This window comes from Chitinophaga jiangningensis, assembly GCF_900142605.1.
GTDB classification, from domain to species: Bacteria; Bacteroidota; Bacteroidia; order Chitinophagales; family Chitinophagaceae; genus Chitinophaga; species Chitinophaga jiangningensis.
Map to the genome: position 1 here is coordinate 132,624 of NZ_FRBL01000011.1, position 22,259 is coordinate 154,882.

Consider the following 22,259-nt stretch of genomic DNA (forward strand, 5'->3'; position numbering starts at 1 on the left):
ATATTAGCCATGGGCAATAGTCCTACCGCCCTTCTGTATCCAAACGCACCACTGTTTTCCGAAATTCCACCGGTGTTTTCCCCGTCAACTTTTTGAAAGAAGTATTGAAAGCGGTTTTTGAATTGAAGCCTGCTTCAAAACCAATGGCCAGTATATTAATGTGTTGATGCTTTTCTGACTGCAATAATTCCTTGGCTTTTTCTACCCTGAATTCATTAATGTACTGGTAAAAGTTTTTCTCCAATCCAGTATTCAGCAGGTAGGAAAGTTCATGTACGCTGATATTCATCTGCATTGCTAAACCAGAAAGGTTAAGATCCGAATCCGTATACGGTTCGTCCTCTCTCATTACTTTTTCCAATTGTGCCTTGTAACGGTTGAGTGCTACGGTATTTAGGCGGGGGGTAGCAATGTTATGCTGAATATGTCGCTGTTTTATTACATAGTAGGTAGCTGCATTTGCACACAGGAGATAAAGAAAACTGTTGAAATGCCAGGATGAATCCCATTTTACAAAAGATGCCAGCAGGTAAACAGCTATCATTATTCCTACGGCAAGCATAAGAAACAGCAGCCAGGAGTGGCGGAACTGACTTTTTCGTATCAATAGCAGACCTGCTATCCAGTAGCCGGCCAGCTGTGCTTTTAAACTTAGTACCACTACCAGTCCGGCTCCAGGCGGCAGATAATGACTCAGGCCGGCCAGCACTCCGATAAAAAGTATAGCAGGGATAAAGTGAAGTATGAATTTCCAATCGGCCTTCACATCCGGACGGGTATAATACAATACTGATAAATATAAAACCGGCGCCATGGCAAAACGGGTTATTTCCATTGCAGGAATTAACAGCGGATATTGCAGATGAAGAGTTGATTTTTCTGCGATAGCAGACAGCAGGGCAAATCCTGCGAACAGAAAAAACAGGCCCATCCACCGGTTAGCGATCTTATACAGATTGATCGCATTACTCAGGAGGATGAATGAGAGTAAAAAAAGGCAGCCGCAGGTGAGATAAGCGAATAGCATTTTTTTTATAGGGAGATGCAAAGGTCGCGAAAATCCACATCTCACTTGATAAGAATATTAAAAAAGACTATCGCCAGGCCGAAGTTTCACTTCAACCTGGCGATCATCAATATCTCTTTAACTATAATAACTTAGAAGAAGAACCTCGCTCCCAACTGTATCTGATAAGGATCTCCACCCGGGTTAGCTACACCGCTGGTGTTAACAGCGTAGGTATAAGCCCTGGTATTTTTATCGAACGCAGTACCGCGGTACAGGGAAGTGTTACCGAAGTTGTGGCTGGATCCCCATTTCTTATTCAGCATGTTGGCGAAGTTGAACACATCTACTGACAGTTCAAAACCGCTTTTTCTTGAAATTTTAAATTGTTTAGCCAGTCTTAAATCCACTGTGCCGTAGAAGCCGTTGATACCACCGTTTCTTTCAGCGATTTTGCCGGTGGACTTCTCCACATATTTTCTGAATCCGGCATCACCCGCATTCAGGAGTTTCAGCAGTCCGTCTCTTACAGCGGCAGGTGTAGTAGCAGCGTTAGGATCAAACACATAAGCCAGGTCGTTGGTACCGCTCACGAAGTCCTGGTTGCTGTTTACGCCCGACAACAGGCTGTAGCGGGTACCGCCCAGTCCGGAGAAGCGTACTCCGAATACAAATCCTGCAAAGGTGGGAGAAGTACCATAGAATACTACTTTATGACGGAACTGCGCATCGGAGTACGACATTTTGCTGAGGTCACGCGGGTCACTTGCTACCGGCAGGCCTAAAGTAGCACTGTTGGCAACGTTACCATTGTAGGAGGTATTGTCTTTTGAATCGTTCCAGGTATAGCTGGCGGTGATGTTACCATCCTTATAGTATCGATAGTTTACATCATATACAAAGGTGTAGGTGTTATTTTTACCCAGGCTGGTTAGTTCCAGTACCCTGCCAAACGCAGTGCTCTTTCTGCCATCGAGATAGTTACCGCTACCACCGCTGGTATTCATTTTATCTAAAGGAATATACACCCCTCTGTTAGCTTCAGCAGGAAGGGTGAAATATGGTGTTTCCACCATGTTTTTATCAATATAGAAGTAGTTGTTACGGCCATAGGTCAGGTAAGCGGAAATACCCATACGGAGGCGGCTGGTGATGTATTTGGTATAGTTGATGTTCGCTTTGTATACCACCGGTATTTTAGCATCAGGGCCTGTGTAGTTGATGAGTGGCAGTTGGTATTGGGTGAACGCCGGTACCGTTCCCAGGTCTTTTCTGAAGGCAGAGAAATCAGGTGAAGGAATGGCCACGGAGCTGGAGTTCAGGTTTACCGTTCCGAAGTGCTTGCCATCAAACGTCAGGTTGTTGATGAGCATGTAGTTGTTGATATCGGAACTGAAAATGCCTGCGCCCACCTTGAGGTAGTCCGTATGTTTTTCCTGTACATCCCAGGTAAACTGGAACCTTGGCTGCGGCACGAAAGATTTGATACTGTTGTTAGTGCTCAGGCCAAGGGCATTGTACAGGTCCTGGTTGAGAGGCGCCTTGGGGTAGGTAGCCATGTCAAAACGCAGACCGGCGGTGAGGCTCACTCCCTTACCCAGGGACGTTTGTAACTGACCATAGATACCGCCGTTGAAGATAGTGGATACTACGCTTGGATCAGCCACTAAAGGCACTTCGCGGTAAAAAGCATAGGGGGTATTGTTGCGGAAGGCATCCATACCTCTGTATACATAGCGACCGTTTACCTCGCTACCGTAAAGGGATTTAGCGTGCGTATACATCAGGTCGATACCGAAGGTATAGTTTATTTTTTCGGTATTGTAGTATAAGTTATCTGTCAGCTGGAATACGTTGTTGGTAAAATTCTCCTGTCCAAAGCGGTGACCACCGATCTGGATGTTGGTAGATTTTGTGGAACCGTCGGACAGCACAGAAGTTACGTTTTCAACGATCGCTCTTGGCAGTGCACCGGGCAGCTCATCGTTTTGCTCACTGGACTGCCAGGTGTATAAATGCTGGGCTTTTAATTCGTTGGTGAGTTTGGTGCTGATGGTAGAACGGAGTGTCAGCAACAGGCTGTTGTCGCGGTTATAGTCGTTACCGGTAGACTCATACAGGTCAATGGCGGTATTATCGATCAGTCCCAGTTTGTTAACGTCGTTCGTATAATTGTTCCTGATAGTCAGGAGGTTTTTATCATTGATCTGCCAGTCGATGCGCAGGAAGCCCGCGTCGGACATACGTTGCTTATTAAACGATCCGTATTGTGCGTGGCTGGAAACACCATATTTCGTTCTGGCGATATCAACAAAAGTGTCCAGCACGTTACGGGTAACGTTGTATACCAGCTCATCAGAAGCGGAGCGTACGTCAGCGATTACGAGGGAGCGGTTATCTGTCTGGTGATCCCAGGCCAGGAAGTAATGCAGTTTATCCTTGATCAGTGGGCCGCCGATGGAGCCGCCGAACTGGTAGGTAGAATAGTTGTTGTTTCTTTTGTTACCGCGGATATCGTAAGGGCTGGATAACCAGTTGGCACGACCGTAGCCGAATACCGAACCGGAAACAGTGTTGGTACCTGATTTGGTTACTGCACTTACCGTACCACCGCCGGACCTGCCGAGGGTAACATCGTACTGGTTGGTCACCACTTTAAACTCGCGCACCGCTTCGATGGAGATGGAGTAAGGCGCACCGCTCCTGGAGGTGGTAGGACCTGCGGAGGTAGGGTTCTTTGCCGTCATACCATCGATGGTGTAGTTGGTACCGGAGCCTAACTGGCCGCCGATGCTGTTGCCGTTACCGGTGAGTGGCGACAGTGCTGCCAGGTTGGCGAAGTTTCTTCCGTTAACAGGCAGGCGGCTGATATCAGTAGGCGTGATAGTGGTTGCTGCGCCGGCGTTTACGATTGCCTTCTTGTTGGAAGTAGAGGTAATGGTTACTGCTTCCAGGTTTGACACCGATGATTCCAGGTCAAAATTTACCTGTAATGCATCTCCCTGGTTCAGGTTATAGTCCTGTTTTTTCTGGGAGCCAAAACCCATGGCCGACACCGTTATGGTGTACGGACCACCGAGCGGTAATTGTTTAAAGGTGAAAACGCCTTTTGTATTGGACTGGGTTCTGTTGGTGAAGCCGGTCGATTCATTTCTTACTGTGATTGATGCACCTGGTATTGCTGTACCATCCTTAGCTTTGATCTGGCCGTTTAAGTCTGCCAGGGTTGATTGCGCGAATAGTTTGGTTGAAGTCAGCAAGCTTAGGGTAAGATAGATTAGACAGATAATTCTCTTCATTGACATGAGTGTTTATGCTTAGGGTGCAAAAGTAGGTGGGTGATGTGTTGGGAATATTACGGGGAGGTTAACAAAATATTAACTATTCGTAGGGTCGGTGGGGTGAGTTGTTTTGAGAAGTGGGGATGGCGTAGTAATATTGTATATATTACTGCTCCTATGTCATTAAATAATACAACTATATTTCCTGCTGACCGCGTTACTGCTATCCACCTTGCTTTTGAAAAGGCCTTTGGAAATGTAAACGTTGGTGAGGTCACCCTGCTCGCCGGCGGATTATCATCCGCCGCGGTATATAAGCTTATCGTGAATAATCAGCCCTATGTAATGAAACTGGACATACCGGGAAATCGTGCTTCTACAGCAGCTTTTGAGCGGATAGCACTTGCTGCAACGGCAGGTATTGCGCCACCGTTATGTTATCAAAATGCAGAAAATGGTATTACTATCAGTGAATTTGTGGTAAGCCAACCTGTCAGAACTACCTTTAGCGGAGAGATACTGGCAGCGAAGCTGGCGGAAGCGGTTAAAAAAATTCATGCGATCCCCTACGCTATACCTGGCGACGATATGGAAGTAACGCTGGAGCAGATTGTGGCCGGCTTCCGTAGCAGTCAGCTATTGGCGGGCCCTGTACCCGATGAATGCCTGGCATACTACGAAAAAATAAAAAAGTTTTATCCCTGGCAGGATGCGGACATGGTTTTCAGTCATAATGATTTAAATCCTTCTAATATTCTTTGTGATGGGAAGGAGCTCTGGATCATTGACTGGGATACGGCTTTCTTAAATGATAGGTATATAGACCTTGCAGGAGTAGCTAACTTTTTCATTCACTCCCCCGAACAGGAGGCTATATTCCTGAATACCTACTTTGGTGAGGTCAGTGAATATCAGGCTGCCCGGTTTTATGTGATGCGGCAGATCAGCCGGATAATCTACTCATTGATGATGTTGCAGCTGGCTGCACGGAATAAGCCTGAGGCGGTGGATCAGGAAATGGAAGGAATCTCCCTGAGAGAGGTGGGGCCGCTGATTGGGTCTGGAAGATTGTCGCTGGCTACATATGAAGGGCAGTTGATGTACGGCAAGGCGTTGATGAATGAGGCGGTGCATCAGATGCGCGGGGAGCGGTTTGCGGATGCGCTTAGCGTATTGAGAGATGATATAGTATAAATAAAACACGATACATGGAATACTCCTGTTTACGCATGCATATACCACCTTGCAAAATAGTATAAAGCAGGCAGCAGCAAGTTAAAGATGCTTGCTTCATAGTTAAAAATTGCGCTATCGATCAATACCCTAAATACTTCGAAAAAAACGGTAACATATTTTCCTGTATCCGCTTGCTTACATGATTTATATGATCGCCGTCATATATCTCAAAATCATGCTTAATACTATAAGCATCTAATGCAGCATGCAGTGTTTTAATACTCTCTGCTATACCAGTGTCCCGATCACCTGCATCAAACCCAATTGCCTTAAGTTTTTTGATATTAAAAATATATTGGTCCAGACTATTTAACGGGCGGTTAGCATCCCATTTTAAAATAACGTCCTGCTGCAGCTGCCCATTTTTAACGGGAAGATCCAGGTAAAACGGTGGACGCTGCGGATTAGGCGACCACGCTGCAGCTGATGCAAAGGTGGCTTTAGTGAAGAAGTCGGCCTGCTGCAGCTCTTCAATAGTTTTTATTTGCTCCGCTTTCAGCAATGGAGCGGGTATGTCTCCTGTAGCCATAGGAGCGGAATTCAGGCAACAGGGACTTAACATGTAAACAGCAGAAAATACATCCGGATTCCTTTCACCAATACGTAATGCTCCATAGCCCCCCATGGAATGCCCGCATAATCCACGGCTTTCTTTTCTGGCAATGGTGCGGTAATGTCTATCGACATACCCTACCAGTTCCTGCGCTATGAAATCTTCCCAATTGCCGGTGGTAGCAGAATTAGAATACATACTACCCTGAAACTTCGTGAATGCATCCGGTGTAACCACGATGGCCGCATGCGCAGGATCTTTCGCAAACGCGGTATCCAACAGGTTGATCAGGGTCATCCAGTGTTTTTCGAAGCCATAGAATTTTGCATCATTATCCGTATAGCCATGCAGGAAATAAATGACCGGGTATTTTTTTGTTGAAGAAGAACTGTAGCCTGCCGGAAGATAAACCGAAACATAGCGATCAGCGCTGTCGCCACTTAGATTCCCTTCCAGGAATTGCCCGTGAACTTTTATACGCTGTACAGTTCCCTTAGGTACCCGCTGGGCAAATACCGGCAGGGTGGCAGCAACCAAACTAATGCATAGTAATAAAACGATGGACCTTTTCATAACTGTGTTATAATTGTCCAAAATACTATTATTTATCGTAAACAGGTAGCCTAAAAAACAATTGATTTCCCATAACATAACTTTTAGATCATTCTTTTGTTATAATAGGATATTCATGCAAGACATGACCATACTCATCTTTCCAACTGATACCGATCAAGGAATATCAAACACGCTGTCGATAATTTTGAAAAAACAATCCTATGATAGGAACACTCACACCCGAGGAGATCGATGAAATACTGACAAAGCATGCCACCGGCCGGATTGGCTGTACTGACGGGCTACAGCCATACATTGTACCTGTAAGTTATGCCTATAATGGCACCTACCTGGTCGGACATTCCCGGCCTGGCCTGAAGATCGATATCATGCGCAAAAATCCAAATGTTTGTTTTCAGACAGATGAAATTGACGACCTGGAAAACTGGCGTTCAGTACTGGTACGTGGCGAGTTTGAAGAAGTAAGTGAACAAAGAGAGAAATACTATCTCATGAAATTTTTAGTGGGCCATCTACAGCAGTACCATGCAGCAGAAACGGGTGGATTTAAAGAATTGCTGATGAATAGTGAGCGGCACCCACCTGCCGTCCGCCCCATCGTTTTTAAGATCATAGTAACGGAAAAAACAGGTAGGTTCGGTCATGGATGGGCATCATATTAACTGAAAAATATTCACATTTTTAGCATAAGCCAGTAGAAATAAGCCTTGCCAGGCTGAAGTGCGTCATCCCCCCTTGATTTCGTGGCACAAAAACCGGCCTTTTGAACAAAGCATATTTGGACTTTTGAACAAAGGCGCCCATTTCATGGCAAAGTAATTTTGTTTCAACATCAACGATTAAAAAATTACTGTCATGAAACAAAACAATTACCAGGGCGCACTGCAAACCCCTTTACATTCTGGCTTCAATGCCACATCCACAACAGCAGACGTTATTAAGGGTATTGACCTTACCGGGAAAATCGCCATCGTAACGGGCGGCAATACCGGTATAGGATTAGAAACTACCAGCACTTTGGCGGCAGCCGGGGCTACCGTGATTGTTCCGGCAAGAGACATCGAAAAGGCGAAACGGAATCTGCAGGGCATTCCGAATGTGGAAATCGCAGCGATGGACCTCATGGATCCCGCCTCCATCGACAAATTCGCCGACACCTTCCTGGCATCGGGACGGCCGCTGCACCTGCTCATCAACAACGCCGGCATTATGTGGGTGCCCTTGCGTAGGGACAGCCGGGGCATTGAATCGCAACTGGCTACCAATTACCTGGCGCAATTTCAGCTCACGGCCAGACTGTGGCCTTCCCTCAAAAAGGCAAATGGCGCGAGGGTGGTCAACGTTTCTTCGCAAGGCCACCAGTTTGCGCCGTTCGATTTCGAAGATCCAAACTTCCTGTACCGCGACTATGAAACTCTACAAAGCTACGGCCAGTCGAAAACCGCAGTAAACCTCTTCACAATGGAACTCGACAACCGGGCCAAAGCAAGTAATGTAAGAGCCTATTCCCTCCACCCCGGATCTATCGGCGGTACAGAACTTGGCCGGGAAGCGCCTCTTGAACTTTTCCAAAAAATGGGCTTCTGCGATGCGGACGGTAACATGCTTCCGGAAGTGCTAGCCTCCCTGAAAACCATTTCCCAGGGCGCCGCCACCACGGTTTGGTGCGCCACCTCACCTCTGCTCAACCACACAGGCGGCGTGTATTGTGAAGATGCTGATGTTGCCGCACTGGCAACCGGTGAATCCACCTCCGGAGGCGTGAAGCCTTACTCTCTCCAGGAATCCAGCGCCAAACACTTATGGACGCTCACCGAAGAAATGATGGGCCACCAATTTAATTGCTGACCTTCAATCGCTGAAAAATGAAAGAACAACTGACCGGTTCCATCCCATTATCCCGCCGATTCTTGTTATTTTTAGATGGTGCTGACCTGCAAAACCCATAAAAATGGAATACAAGGCAAAATACATCACAGAAGATATAAAATTGTCGTGCTATGACGACAACTTCTTCAAATCTGACATCATGTTTGAACACCACATGCTGGTTTGGTTCATTTCGGGCGAAACCAAGATCGTTCAGGCGGATGCTACCTATTATTTCGGGAAAGGAGACATTTTCCTTATACCCCGTAATCAACTGGCAACGATAATTAATTATCCTAAAGACCTGCAGCCACATAAAACGGTGGTCATGCATTTAACGGTGGAAAGATTGCGGCACTTTTACGCATCGCATCCCTCCAAACCACAAACCATGCGACCACAGCAGATCTACAGCTTCAATCATCACCCGTTGCTCGAAAGCTGCCTGGCATCCCTGATCCCTTATTTCGATATGAAAAACCTACCGGAGGATATCGCGTCTTTGAAAATCACCGAAGCTATTAGCATTCTACGGACGATCGACAGAAGTGTAGATAATGTGCTGGCCAATTTCGAAGAACCAGGAAAGATCGACCTCGCCGAATTCATGGAGAAGAATTTCATGTTCAACATGCCACTGGAGAAATTCGGTTACCTGACAGGCAGAAGCCTCACTACCTTCAAACGGGATTTTAGCAAAGCGTTCAACAATACACCGCAACGTTGGCTAACGCAAAAAAGACTGGAACTGGCGCATTACCATCTCAAGGAGAAGAAAAAGAAGCCGGTTGACGTATGCTATGAAGTAGGATTCGAAAATCTGTCTCATTTTTCGTTTGCGTTTAAGAAACACTTCGGATATGCGCCTACGAAGTTGTTGGAATGATCACAACTCCTCAAGTAATAACTCTATATCTCACCTTACTCCATCGACACCACTACTTTCCCCTGGTATTTTCCTTTCAGGTAATAGCGATACGCCTCCGGCGCTTCATTAAAAGGGAATACACTGTCTATGATTGGTCTGAGCTTATGAAGCGCCACGGCACTGTTCATTGCCTGCTGATGCCCCCGGTGCCCGGCGGCAATAACACGAATTGTAGCGGCGGTAGTTAACAGCATATTTAGGTTCATCAGGGGATCCCCGGCAGCCATCGTTCCTATCAGGCTAATTTCTCCAGTCAGGTATACCGATTTCACCGACTGCGCCATTGTTCCACCACCACCGATTTCAATTACGTGATCTGCTCCACGGCCACTGGTAAGCGCTTTTACTTCCTTATGCCATTCCGGATGCTCTTTGTAATTAATCACATCGTCGGCACCTAACTTACGAAGGAACTCCATTTTTTCCGTGGTGGAGCTGGTAGCGATTACACGGGCGCCGGCTGCTTTGGCAAATTGCAATGCCATCATAGCCACACCGCCTGTCCCCAATGTCAGCACCGTCTGGCCCGGTAATAGCCCTGCCCCGCCAAACAAGGCATTCCAGGCAGTAACGCCGGCACAGGGATAAGCCGCCGCCTCTACATAGCTGAGATGATCCGGAATACGCACCACGCCGGCTGCTGGCAACACCTTATACTCTGTAAGCATACCATCCAACGCACCCCCCAGCTGCCTGGAAAACTCCGCCTGAAAAGGCCCGGATTGCCAGTAGGGAAACATCATTGCCGCTACACGATCGCCCGCTTTAAAAGAAGTAACCTCCTCCCCAACAGCTACAATCTCTCCCACCCCATCTGCCAGCGGAATAAAAGTCTCTTTCACCGGAAGTGGATATATACCTGATTCAATGATCATCACCTCTCGGTAATTAAATGCTGCTGCCTTTACCCGTATCAGTACCTCCTGTGGGCCCGGCGCAGAAATAGTTTGTAATACCGAACGTATGCTTCCTGCACCTTTTGCTTTGTCTGCCAGAAATGCCTTGCTGTTAATGCTTTTCATATTTTTTTTCTCAAAGGTCACAACGGCAGCGAAGACAAACAATAACGGAAAATTTTGTTCGTATCTTTGAATATGCGAAAACTCCAGTCTACCAATACCAGCAACCTTAAGCAACTGGTAACCCTCTGCCCTATTTCCTATACGCTCACGCTCGTAGGTGGCCGATGGAAACCACTGATCATCAACAGACTGATGAAACAACCTATGCGCTACAGCGAGTTGAAAAAATCAATTCCCTTTGTAACAGAAAGAGCGCTCACCTTACAACTGAAAGAACTGGAACAAGATGGACTTATTCAAAAGATTATCCACCAGGAAAAACCTCCCCGGAATATTGAATATCTTTTAACTGAAAAAGGAAGATCGTTACATCCTGTACTCTCAGCATTATACGAATGGGGCAAGGAAAATAACCAACCCATACTTATGGAAATCGCTCCATAGCAGAGTTCCGGGAGGCTGTTTTGAAAAACCGCCATGTCAACATAAACATTAGGCAAATCCAATGAAGTCTGAACAGTTTAATGCCAGGATAAATTCGTTCAGAAATGCAGAGCGTGGAGTAAGAGACGTAGATTTTTTTCTATTCAGATGATGTAAACTCTATGCGCTTAAAAATAATCAATCCCCCAGGTATTCAACTTGATCCCTTGATCCTCGTTTTGTATGATTTACCTTTTTTACGGCAAAATCAAAAAAGCCGCTTAAATCGGGTGATTTAAGCGGCTTTAATAACCTTTGATATTCTTCTGTGATCCCGCTGGGACTCGAACCCAGGGCCCATACATTAAAAGTGTATTGCTCTACCAACTGAGCTACGGAATCATTCCCTTTTGTTTGTTTCGGGAGTGCAAAGATAGAAAAATATTTATTCTCACAAAATTTAAATAACAATTTTATTTTACAAAAATACAAAACCAGCCACCACAGCAGATTACAGACGATAAAAAAATTTACAAATTTGCGTATATGCATACACGTAAGCAGGGTAACGTCGCGCCCGTGCAACATTACCCCGCTTACTTAAATATCAGTTTAGTGCTCGTCTGCACTCGGCCCGTAGCTGCCAGGAATAGGCACCTCCAGCAAGCGCAGATCATAGCCCAACTGTGCACGGTGATGTATCATCTGCCCGAGAATCATACGCATCACCTCATATTTACTACTTGTACTCCATATCTGATCACCATCCCGCATCGTCCAGGTTTTCTGTAAGTCTGCCTCCGTTGCTTTGGATAACGCTTCCTCCCCCTTCTGCAATTCCTCCTCAAAAAAAGTTAACAACTCCGCATTCGTTGGTATCACCCGGGGCTTGAAATCCTTTTCTGAAAAATTAATCTCTTCCGTATTTAACACCATTGGTATCCAGCCCGACACCTCCGCCAAATGCGTCGCCAAACGGCCAACAGTCATACTCTTTTCATGAGGCTGCCAGTCAAATTTGCCATCAGGTACACGTTCCAGCATCTTCCTGGTAGTGGCCGACTCGCTCCTCAACTCCTGGAGCAATAATTCAATGATATTCATAGTTGCTTTGTTTTGTTGATACAAAGTAAAAATCACAAGGTGACAACCCTATGTCAGCAGGTATAACAAATATTTTAAAAAAAGTTTTAGAAGGCCTTCCTCATAGGCACCAAATGCAGAAGGGGACAGCGCTACCAAGCCCTGTCCCCTTCCGGATATAAAAAGATGATTACTTACTTACATTATCTCCCGGCGTTGCATCCATATACAAACCGCCCTCTACCCTTACACTACGAACTTTATCCGGAACCGGCAACGTTACCACCTGCTGGTTCTTTTCCCAAATAGCAGGCGTATAATGTTTGCGGACCTCCTTGCCGGCCGCATCAGTTACCACCAGGTCAAACGGAATAGCGAAACCACCCACATTGCGGATCGTCACCGTTTTCCCCTTCACCGGCCCCACTGCCAGGTCTATATAATTGTTCGTGAAAAACCAGTTATGCCAGAACCAGTTCAGGTTCTTGCCGGCAGCAGCGTTGAAGCTGTTGAAGAAATCCCATGGAATAGGATGCTTCCCATTCCAGGTATGCATATAATGATGCAAACATTTCTTAAACAAAGCATCTCCCAGCAAATCCTTTACCGCCAGGTAAGCCAGCGAAGCCTTGCCATAGGAATTACTGCCATAGCCCATGCCACTCACCTGGGTGGACATAGAAATAACTGGCTGATCCTCCTCTGTACTCGGATCACTTATATAACGCTTTACCCTAAACTCTTTGTAAAATTCGTCCGCAACCTCCTGCCCTTTTTCTGCAATACCAATCAGGTATTCAAAAGTAGTGGCCCAACCCTCATCCATAAACGCATAACGGGTTTCATTGATTCCCATGTAGAATGGAAAATAAGTATGCGCCATCTCATGATCCTGCAACAACTGCGCAAATCCCAGATCGCCAACATTGCCATCATTCACCATCATCGGATATTCCATGTCAGCATACCCCTGGAAAGCCGTCATCACCGGATATGGATAAGCTATGCCCGGCCAGTGGTTCGAAAACCAACCCAGCGCATACCTGCCAAATTCCACCGACTTACGGAAGTCGGCAGCCGTATCATTATAAGCCGCCTGCATGCTCGCCCTGCGGCCAGTAGCCGTATCCAGCAAGGCACTGCCGGCATCCCATACATAATGATCACTCACCCCATACGTCACATCTACAATATGATTCACCGCAAATCTCCAGGTATTCCAATCGCGCTGCGCCGTTACCTTGCCATCCAGCATATCCTGCAAAGTTGCAATCTGCATCGTTTTGTCAGCTACATAACTTTCTTTCAAACGCTGCGCCACCAAAGGTTGCAGCACTTCGCCACCATTTAATAAATCACCGGTACCCCATACCACAAAGTTTTTTGGTACTGTAATAGCCACGGTGTAATCGTTAAAATCATTATAGAACTCTGCACGGTCCGTATGCGGAATATCATCCCAGCCATTATAATCATCATACACGGCTATACGGGGATAGGCATACGCCAGAAATGCAGTGGTGCTGTCGATCATCCCTTCACGACCACTCTCCTTTGATAAGTCATAATGCCAGCTGATCTCAATCTTAGCACTATCGCGCGCTACCAGCGGGCGAGGCAAACGGATCTTTGCCGCCGTACCTACGTCGTTATTGAATTTCAACTCCTGGCCATTGTACACAAATTTATCGATCACCATACCGCTGTCCAGGAAGTCCATACTATGATAGCCGGAGCGGGGGGCCTGGTATTTATGCAGATTGGTGTTCATGCGGATGCATAAATGTTTGAGCGTATCCGGACTGTTGTTGACATACACAATGGATTCCGTGCCGGTAACGGTACGGGATGGAGGTGCCAGCTTCATCTGAATATCATAGCGGCCTTTGTTCTGCCAGTAATTTTGCCCGGGAAGGCCACTCTGATCCCGGGTTTTGGCGCTATAAGCATGGCGGATATTCCGGGGCATATATAACTGCTGGGCAACTACGTTGTAGCTACTCCACATCGTTGCCAGCAATAAAAGGTATTTTCTCATAAGCCGAATTTTAACCTGACGAACTTCGGGAAAAATACCGGCTTTTGCAAACCTCTTATTTATAACTGGTGCGCACCAATGGTTAAACGGCCACCACTTTTACGGGCATGCCCATCAATATCCAGTGCTCCTACTATGGAATCATGCAGCATATATGCACCGGCACTTGCCGGTGAGGCCGGCTGGAGATGCAAATCAGGCGTGTTAGTATTTACCAGCATCGGATTGATACCATATATGGCTGCATTATCCTGCCCAGCCCCTGCCTGCCAGGTTGCCATCGTGATATAAGGTACCCCATTCCATATCCATTGAGGAGTACCGGTAGTATAATACAAGTTATGATTAATCACATTTCCACTGCCGGTACTGGTATATTTGTGAAAGAAGACATCCGTTGGACGGGCATATACAAGATTATTCATCATCACATTATCAAAACACAACTCGGTCATCCTCAACTCCCCTTCTATTTCTGAAAATGCACCTGGCTCACGGTTATTCATAAACAACGTATTATTCACCACATAACAATTGCGGGTACCTCCTGAAGTATAATTGAGATAACCGCCCAGGTAAATGCCCGTCCTCCAACAATTGTAAACGAAATTATTTCTTACTTTACAGTAGCTGGTAGGAAAGGCGTCCGTTTCACTTACAATACCAATCCCCCTGTCTGCATCGTGCACACGGTTTCGCTCCACAATAATGTTCCTGGCGCCATCTACGTATATCCCTATAGCTCCATGGCCATGCACCCCACCAATAGGGCCCCTGGTCATGTCGATATTGTACAGCTCATTTTCGGTAATCAACCCGTTCCTTGCATAGTTCAATGCAGGGGTAGGATTGGCGGCATAGCCACCGGCGGCATCTATCCCAATATTCTCGGTATTATAAATAGTATTGCCGCGAATAATAAACCCATCTACATATCCATTAATGGTGAGGTTTTCGCTATACCCTGTTTTAGTATCATGTATGATATTTTCTTCTACCAAAATATCCTTCACTACCTCAGCTGTATTGCCAATGATCAGTATTCCATGACCACTGCGCCCCTGTTCAGGTGCAACGTTATGTTCAATATTATAGACATTGTTATTCCGCAGGGTAATGCTGCTGCTGCCATTGTTTACCACAATCCCATTCACATCAGCCCATGGCTTATTACTTTTCAGGTTGCAGAAAGCAATACCCGCCACGGTTACATTTCGCGAAGCGCCGATAGTGAGTACAGTAGTGCTGGCCGAAACAATGTAGCCCGTCATATCCACCACCGGTTGCTCCTGGGGCATCGCCATAATTACAATATCAGACTTGCTGATGGTAATTATTTCTGTATAACTGCCACCACGCACAAAAAGGGTATCACCGGCTTTCATTTTTGAAACAGCGGTGTTAATGGACTTCAGCGGGTGATTTAAATCACCCGCTGCGGCATCATTACCCTGCGGCGACACATACCACGCCGTCATCTGTGGCTTCATCACCGCGCCTGTTAAATCAGGCTTTACCCCCGTACAGCTGGCCAATAGCGCCGATATAAGTAGTCTGCCTGTCATAGTTATTCTGAAATTACTTTTCTGATTGCGTTATTGTTTTTATCCAGCACATACACCGCTCCGTTTTTATCAATGGTAATGCCAAGTGGCCCGTTGAATGCTGCCGCCTGGCCAATGCCATTGGAAAAGCCGGCGCTGCCTCCACCTGCATAGGTGCTCACAGCGGCATCTGTAGCGCTGATAAACCGGATACTCTGATCAGGATTAGCGCCTGCATTAATATTCCCGTTTCCGGCAACATACAGGTTACCTTGTGCATCCGCAGCAATGCTCCATGGTGCAGAAAATTTAGCACTTGCGGCAGCGCCGTCGGCATAGCCAGCCACCCCTTTTTGCCCTGCCCAGCTGGCAGCTGTCCAGGAGATAGCGGTGTATTTTTGAATGTAGTGCTCATCGTTACAGGTAATAAACAAGTTCCCCTGTTTATCAAAGGTGATGCCCCCCGGTTTTGGCAGTTGTGTAATCACACTGGTTTGAGAATAATCTGCATTCAGGCGATACAATGTAGCGCCAGGCGCTGCACTCGTGTAGTACAGCTGACCACTGGAAGGATCAGTAGTAATAAACCAGGGTTCCGACATTGCCCAGGCAACGGTGGTAGCCTCCCCATCAGGTGTAATCCTGCGTATATCCCAGTTGCCGGGGTCCACTGTGTAAAGGTTCGCCTGGGCATCAATGGTGATGCCGTAGGGAATTGAAAACTTCGCACTTTTCCCTTTGCCATCTGCATATCCGCCCGCCTCCGGATTTCCTGCCAGCAGTGTTACATTTCCGGCGGTATCAATTTTACGGATACAATGATTACCTACGTCTGTCACATACACATTCAGGTCGTTGTCTGTTACTATTCCAGCACCACGATACCATCCCTCTCCATTAAAATTAAACATGGCTTCCGTACCCTTTCCGTTGGCATAGCCGGCTTTACCATTGCCGGCGATAGTCGTAACTGTTCTGGTAAATATATAATTGAATGTTTCTGTACTAACAATGCTGTCGCTACCCACGCGTACTATTACCTTTCCGGAGCCGCAGCGTTTAGGCACTATAGCCATTAGTTGATTAACAGCAGTATTGATTACTACACAGCGTTTTCCGTTGATGGTTACACTGACCTCGGAAGTATCAGCGGCGAAATTGCTGCCTGTAATCAATATCTGCGTGGTAGCGCCCCCGCTTTGAGGAAGAAAGCGGTCTATCGTCATGGCACTGCCTCCAAGGTGTTGTTGGCTGTCTTCTTTCTTACAGCCGGCTATTAACACCAATAATATCAGTAGCAGGGTATAATAGTACTTGGTCATTTTACTTGCTGGTTTCAGGTGAGATGTAATAGTTTACCATCCGGGATTTTGCACCAGGGCTCTGTCACGTTCTATGTCCTGTTGCTGGATAGGGAACAGGTACATTCGGTTATCCCAACTACGTTTCTGGAAAAGGGTGCGTTTATAAAAGTCAGTAAAGGCAAAACCCTGGCCGTTATCGTTAGCATAGGTATTAAGGCCGTAAATCGTTTGATATTCCGGTTTCCCCAGGAGCAACCGGCGCACAAGGGTAAAGTACCGGTCACCCTCAAAACAAAGCTCAACCTGACGTTCACGCAGAATATGCTTTCTCATTTTTTCTGTATTACCTACAGCATCGGGATATACAGCGGCTATCCCCGGCAGGCCCGCACGGGTACGCACCATATCCAGGTATTTAGGAATATCCGGGTTACCAGGATCATATTCATTCAGTGCTTCTGCATAATCCAGCAGTATTTCGGCATAACGGAGTACAATATAAGGAGTAGGATTAGAAACAGCATCCTGGCGGATATTATCATTCGGACTAACCCGTTTCAGTGGCAGGTAGCCGGTGATATTGCTGGTGCCGGCTGACTTTTGCCCTGACTTACCATTGTAATAAAACTCGATTCTTCCTCTTCCATCTAAATTATTGTCTGAAGAGAAGAAATTCTTATCATCTACTGTACGGGCGGGTAACACGGGACGCCCGTTATAAGCTATAAACGCGTAAAAACGGGGCTCCCTGTTAGCATACATATTCCAGTCCCCCTGTTTTTGCTCCCAGTCATTAGCACCGTTTTGCTGCACAAATCCCGTTTCTGTATAACCGGATGCTGGATCATCAATTGTTCTGCCATTATTCATTGCAAATGCATCTACCACATTCTGCGTAGCATTATACATATTGTAGCCTCCGGGGCCGGGCGAAGCACATTTCGTATAGCCCCATACGTTCCAGCTCACTACACCGAAAATTGTTTCTACATTCCATGGCGTAAGATGAACATTCCTGACAGACAGGTAAGGGTTAAAACGGGTATCTCCATTTTCCAAGTTGGTATACAACTTGGAAAACCCCGAGTCTATTACGGCTTTTGCTGCTGCAGCCGCCACCTTCCAACGATTCACATCATTGCTGGCAGGCGCCAGACTTGTACCATCCTGGTTTTTGAATCCGGCAAACGCCGCATTCCCGTTCCACAACGGACTGGCTGCCAGCTGGTATACTTTCGCTTTGATAGCCATACAAATCCCTTTATTAGCTCTGCCGAGGTTGGCGGAATTATCCCATCTGCCCGGCAGCAACGCCGCAGCTTTATCCATCAATGCAACTATCGCCGCCACACAGGTATCAAACGGAGCACGGGGGTAAACATTAAAGTTTTCATTCTGACTGATGGCCTTTGTCAGATTTACAAATGGTCCGTATTGGCGCAGCAACAACCAGTAATAATATCCCCTGAGAAAATAGTTCTCTCCCTTATATTGCTGTTTCAGCTCATTGCTTAATTGATTTGCCGGGACTTTATCAATATTTTCTTCAAAAACAAATGTTTTACGGATAGCCGTATACCAGCCGGCCCAGTAATAGCCATGCCAGTCCGCCGGGCTCCAGCTGCCACCTACCATTTGCCGCACCGCGGTTGTAGGAATTGCAACGGATGTTTCGTCGGAAGCGCCAACAGAGGCATAGTCGTCTCCGTTTGCGTAATGTATATAGCCGTATACGTTATATAGATAAGCCTCTGCATTTGCACGGGTTTCCCATATCTGGTCTTCTGTTAAGAGGTTGTCCGGTTTTTTATCGAGATATTTACTACACGATGCCAGTAGCAGCATTATAGCCAATATAGATGTCAGTTTATATAATTTCATAACAAGCAGCTTTAATGTTTAAAATTGCGCACGTACACCTACCGTCACGGTTCTCGCAAAAGGATATTTGGCACCGTTCGACCCCAGTTCGGGATCCCAGAGTTTGAATTTACTAAGTGTCAGAAGGTTGGTACCGGTAACGTAAGTAGTCAGGTTACTGACACCTCTCTTTTTCATCATTGGTGTAATGAAGGAATAGCTCAGGGTGGCCTGCTTCAGGCGCATAAAACTACCGTCCCGAATCCAGTGTGAACTGCTGACATAGTTGTTGTCGCTGGTATTGGCTACGGTAAGGCGCGGATACGCAGCATCCTGCCTCGGATTTTCTTTGGTCCATCGGTCTTCTAATGCTGTCAATACATTGGCCGGATACTGTCCCATACCTGCAAATGGAATCACGCCTACCCCACTGGCTCCCCAGTCGCTAAAGCTAACGGCTGCACCATTAGCCATAATCGCAACATCAGCTACACCAGCGAACACTGTCGACAACTCCCATTTCCTGTATCCAACCGTAAAGCCGTATCCATAGGACCACAGCGGGAAACTGCTCTTGCCCAGGTAAGTCTGATCACCCGCATTTATTTTTCCATCTGCATTCAGGTCCGCATACCTGATATCACCAGGGTATAATTTTCGCAACTGCGCAGGGCTTTTATCAATTTCTTCCTGGGTATTATAATAGCCTTGCGCTATGTAACCATATTGCTCACCATTCATATGCCCCTCAAACTGCTGATAAGGAAATATGGCCACAGGGCGGTCAGCATATATCACTTTGTTACGGGCGTAAGTAATGTTCCCGAACAGGCGCAGACTAACGTTTTTACCTATACGATCAATGTATTCAATACTGGCATCCACGCCCTTATTTATCATCTCTCCCATGTTGGCAAATATCTGTGCATCACCATATCCGGCAACGGGAGAAATGGTACCGCGCTGCACAAGGATGTTGTTACGATGGTCCTGGAAATAGTCGGCAATAATGGTCAGTTTATTACGTATACCCAATTCCAGACCGATATCTGTTTTGGCTGATTTCTCCCAGGTCAGGTTTTCAGTTCCGAATACAGTTGCGGCTATACCGTTATTCCAGCGGGGGGTAGCACCAAATGCGATACCACCTGAATTATCAATATAGGTAAGATAGCCGAAGCGGTTATTATCTGCCAGCTGGTCATTACCCGTCATCCCATAGGATGCACGCAGCTTAAACAGGTTAAATGTATGGGTAGCGGGCTGAAAAAACTCTTCCTTGGATATAACCCAACCTGCTGATGCCGCCGGAAAGTATCCCCAGCGCTGTCCTTTTTCAAAGTTTTCTGAGCCGGTAGCTCCCATATTGAGCTCTGCCAGGTATTTATCTTTAAAGGAATAGGTGACCCTTGCCGCCATGTTCTGATTACGAAAAGGTATAGCCATTTTCAACCCCGAAGCGGTTCCTATTACCCGGTTTCTAAGGCTTCCCACTACCAGGGCACCTACGGTATGATTGCCAAAGTTGCGGTCGTAAGTAAGGTTACCTTCAATATACATCACCCGTTCCCCTGACGAAGAAGTGGAATAGCCGAGATAAGTATTTCCTGTGCGGGTACGCTCGTAAATCAGCTCGCCGTTTTCATCGCGGCCGCCGGCATACCACAGGTCGTTATAACCATGGCGGCTGGTATTGAATTCACCGTAGGTATCAAATGAAAAGCGCCCGGTAGCACTGAGTCCTTTTGTGACTGCATCCAGCCGTTGGGTAACCGATACCACCGATTGAACACTGGGTTTAAACTCTGTACTGTAACCGGAATTTTGGACAAGATTGAAAGGGTTCACGCCACCGTTGTTGCGGGGCCCCGCCCATTTGTTATCCGGATATGACACGGGGAAAGCTATCGGATTGGTAGCATAGGCTGCATACCAAATACCGCCGGCGGGGTTGCCAGGGTAACGGCTGTTAACCAACATTGCGGCAATGTTGAGTGATAATACAGTCGTTTTTGTCACATTCATATCCACATTGCTGCGGAAATCATAACGCTTAAAATTCAGGTTGGGGTTGTACCCATTTACTTTCGACACCTTGTACTGTCCGTCCTGGTTGTAAAAAGACATGGATACATAATAACGCATTGACTCACCACCTCCGCTAACATTTAAATTGGCGTTGGTCATAGCAGTCCAGTCCTTATAAATTCTATCCAGCCAGTTTACATTGGGGTAAATATATGGGTCAAGGCCCGACGCTGTTTTAGCAATTATTTCGTCATTATAGGCGGGGGCTTCACCGGCATTTGTTTTTGCCTCATTGTAAAGTTTCATGTAAGTAACGCCATCCACCATCCGGGGTTTCTGTGTAAGTCCACTCCATCCGGTTTCCGCTTTTGCAGAGATTTTTGGAGTACCTGCCACCCCACGTTTGGTGGTGATGATCAGAACGCCGTTGGCCCCCTTGGCGCCATATACAGCGGTAGCAGAAGCGTCTTTCAGCAAAGAGATGCTGGCTACATCTTCGGGATCGATATTATTGAATGCACCGCCGAAGGTACTGTTAATGTCGCTGCGTTGCACCCCGTCAACAATGATTAAAGGAGAAGTACTACCGGTAAAGGTACCTATCCCGCGAATCGTAAACTGGGGATTATCATATCCGGGTTCACCACCTGCGCTCTGCATGGAAATCACACCGGCCACCTTTCCAGCCAGTGCGTTTGTGAGTGAAGGTACCGGTGTACGCATATCAGCCATGTTCACCGTAGATACCGCACCTGTTACCGTCACCTTGCGCTGGTTACCGAAACCCACCACCACTACTTCGTTCAGCTTATCCACCTTTTCAGTGAGTGTTACCTTCAGTGTGCGGCGCTGCCCCACCTGCACTTCTTCAGGGTTCATACCTACCATGGCTATACGGAGTATACTATTTTTATCGACCGGTAAAGTGAATCCGCCCAGCGGGTCGGTAACCACTCCTTTACTGGTACCTACCATGCTGACAGTAGCGCCGGGAATAGCCCCTCCACGCACATCCATTACCTGCCCACGGAGCTGCCATTCATCAGCCTGCGGTATTGTGGCAGCAGGGGTAGGCAGTTTTTTGTCGAGTACAATACGATTGCGTTGTACGCCATAAGTAATATTCCTGTCTTTAAACAGGGCCTCCAGCACCTGTGGTAAAGGCGTGTTGTGAAAGTCGACACTCACCTCCTCATTATCATTCAGCAGCTGGTTGCTATACACCATCGTCAGCTTTGTTTGCTTGCGGATAGCGCTGAATACCTGCAGAAACGACAGGTGTTTTCCTGAGAGCGTCACTGTACGCTCATTGATTTTGGCTGGGTCCTGCGCGAGCGCCTGTTGCAACGGCATACTGCATATGAGCAATAGGGCGGCGCAGTGCATCCACAGGAGGATGATCTTTTTCATCGCGGAATAGTTTAATGATGTGAATCATCCTAACTACACGAGAAAAGCAAATCGGGTGACAACAAAAAAAAAATTTTCAGGGAGATGGTAATGATAAT

General features: G+C 46.7%; 15 protein-coding genes and 1 tRNA gene. 5 read left to right on the forward strand and 11 right to left on the reverse strand.

Translation table 11 applies throughout. The features are described 5' to 3' along the window. Positions 1 to 22: 22 nt before the first annotated feature. Positions 23 to 1,027 carry a helix-turn-helix domain-containing protein gene (locus BUB18_RS25930; RefSeq protein ID WP_073086753.1) on the reverse strand — a complete coding sequence of 335 codons (1,005 nt, stop codon included), beginning with the start codon at positions 1,025 to 1,027 and terminating at the stop codon, positions 23 to 25. A 131-nt stretch (positions 1,028 to 1,158) separates the two neighbouring features. After that, entirely contained in the window at positions 1,159 to 4,305 is a 3,147-nt protein-coding gene (locus BUB18_RS25935) for a TonB-dependent receptor (RefSeq protein ID WP_143160106.1), read from the reverse strand. A 159-nt stretch (positions 4,306 to 4,464) separates the two neighbouring features. On the opposite strand from BUB18_RS25935, the gene BUB18_RS25940 reads away from it, so the two are divergent. Continuing rightward, positions 4,465 to 5,481 carry a phosphotransferase gene (locus BUB18_RS25940; protein WP_073086757.1) on the forward strand — a complete coding sequence of 339 codons (1,017 nt, stop codon included), beginning with the start codon at positions 4,465 to 4,467 and terminating at the stop codon, positions 5,479 to 5,481. A gap of 121 nt (positions 5,482 to 5,602) precedes the next feature. Here BUB18_RS25940 and BUB18_RS25945 read toward each other — a convergent pair whose 3' ends face one another. Then, complete coding sequence (locus BUB18_RS25945) at positions 5,603 to 6,649, reverse strand: alpha/beta hydrolase (protein ID WP_073086907.1); 1,047 nt, start codon at positions 6,647 to 6,649, stop codon at positions 5,603 to 5,605. Between the two features lie 203 nt (positions 6,650 to 6,852). On the opposite strand from BUB18_RS25945, the gene BUB18_RS25950 reads away from it, so the two are divergent. The 3 genes from BUB18_RS25950 to BUB18_RS25960 all read left to right on the forward strand — a co-directional run bounded on the left by BUB18_RS25950 (position 6,853) and on the right by BUB18_RS25960 (position 9,407). Then, a complete protein-coding gene (locus tag BUB18_RS25950; protein ID WP_073086759.1) occupies positions 6,853 to 7,314 on the forward strand; it encodes a pyridoxamine 5'-phosphate oxidase family protein in 462 nt (153 codons plus the stop codon). 193 nt (positions 7,315 to 7,507) lie between these two features. Beyond that, positions 7,508 to 8,500: an SDR family NAD(P)-dependent oxidoreductase gene (locus BUB18_RS25955; protein ID WP_073086761.1), complete on the forward strand. Its 993-nt coding sequence runs from the start codon at positions 7,508 to 7,510 to the stop codon at positions 8,498 to 8,500. A gap of 103 nt (positions 8,501 to 8,603) precedes the next feature. Beyond that, positions 8,604 to 9,407 (forward strand): helix-turn-helix domain-containing protein, encoded by an 804-nt coding sequence (locus BUB18_RS25960; protein ID WP_073086763.1) that lies wholly within the window; start codon positions 8,604 to 8,606, stop codon positions 9,405 to 9,407. 35 nt (positions 9,408 to 9,442) lie between these two features. On the opposite strand, the gene BUB18_RS25965 is transcribed toward BUB18_RS25960, so the two are convergent. After that, positions 9,443 to 10,471 carry a zinc-dependent alcohol dehydrogenase family protein gene (locus BUB18_RS25965; RefSeq protein WP_073086909.1) on the reverse strand — a complete coding sequence of 343 codons (1,029 nt, stop codon included), beginning with the start codon at positions 10,469 to 10,471 and terminating at the stop codon, positions 9,443 to 9,445. Between the two features lie 72 nt (positions 10,472 to 10,543). Between BUB18_RS25965 and BUB18_RS25970 the strand changes: the two genes are divergently transcribed. Further along, on the forward strand, positions 10,544 to 10,915 hold the full coding sequence (locus BUB18_RS25970) for a winged helix-turn-helix transcriptional regulator (RefSeq protein ID WP_073086765.1): 372 nt from the start codon (positions 10,544 to 10,546) through the stop codon (positions 10,913 to 10,915). Positions 10,916 to 11,223: 308 nt separating this feature from the next. Here BUB18_RS25970 and BUB18_RS25975 read toward each other — a convergent pair. The 7 genes from BUB18_RS25975 to BUB18_RS26005 form a co-directional block, all read right to left on the reverse strand. After that, positions 11,224 to 11,296, reverse strand: a tRNA-Lys gene (locus tag BUB18_RS25975). A 210-nt stretch (positions 11,297 to 11,506) separates the two neighbouring features. Further along, positions 11,507 to 11,998, reverse strand: coding sequence for a DinB family protein (locus BUB18_RS25980; protein ID WP_073086767.1), 492 nt, complete (start codon positions 11,996 to 11,998; stop codon positions 11,507 to 11,509). Between the two features lie 169 nt (positions 11,999 to 12,167). Next, the gene (locus BUB18_RS25985) at positions 12,168 to 14,015 is read right to left on the reverse strand and encodes a M1 family metallopeptidase (protein WP_073086770.1); all 1,848 of its coding nucleotides are present in this window, start codon (positions 14,013 to 14,015) and stop codon (positions 12,168 to 12,170) included. 59 nt (positions 14,016 to 14,074) lie between these two features. After that, entirely contained in the window at positions 14,075 to 15,580 is a 1,506-nt protein-coding gene (locus tag BUB18_RS25990; protein WP_073086772.1) for a right-handed parallel beta-helix repeat-containing protein, read from the reverse strand. Positions 15,581 to 15,582: 2 nt separating this feature from the next. Beyond that, positions 15,583 to 16,881 (reverse strand): IPT/TIG domain-containing protein, encoded by a 1,299-nt coding sequence (locus BUB18_RS25995; RefSeq protein WP_073086774.1) that lies wholly within the window; start codon positions 16,879 to 16,881, stop codon positions 15,583 to 15,585. Positions 16,882 to 16,914: 33 nt separating this feature from the next. After that, on the reverse strand, positions 16,915 to 18,744 hold the full coding sequence (locus BUB18_RS26000; RefSeq protein ID WP_073086776.1) for a RagB/SusD family nutrient uptake outer membrane protein: 1,830 nt from the start codon (positions 18,742 to 18,744) through the stop codon (positions 16,915 to 16,917). A gap of 18 nt (positions 18,745 to 18,762) precedes the next feature. Continuing rightward, the gene (locus tag BUB18_RS26005; protein ID WP_073086778.1) at positions 18,763 to 22,161 is read right to left on the reverse strand and encodes a TonB-dependent receptor; all 3,399 of its coding nucleotides are present in this window, start codon (positions 22,159 to 22,161) and stop codon (positions 18,763 to 18,765) included. Positions 22,162 to 22,259 lie beyond the last annotated feature (98 nt).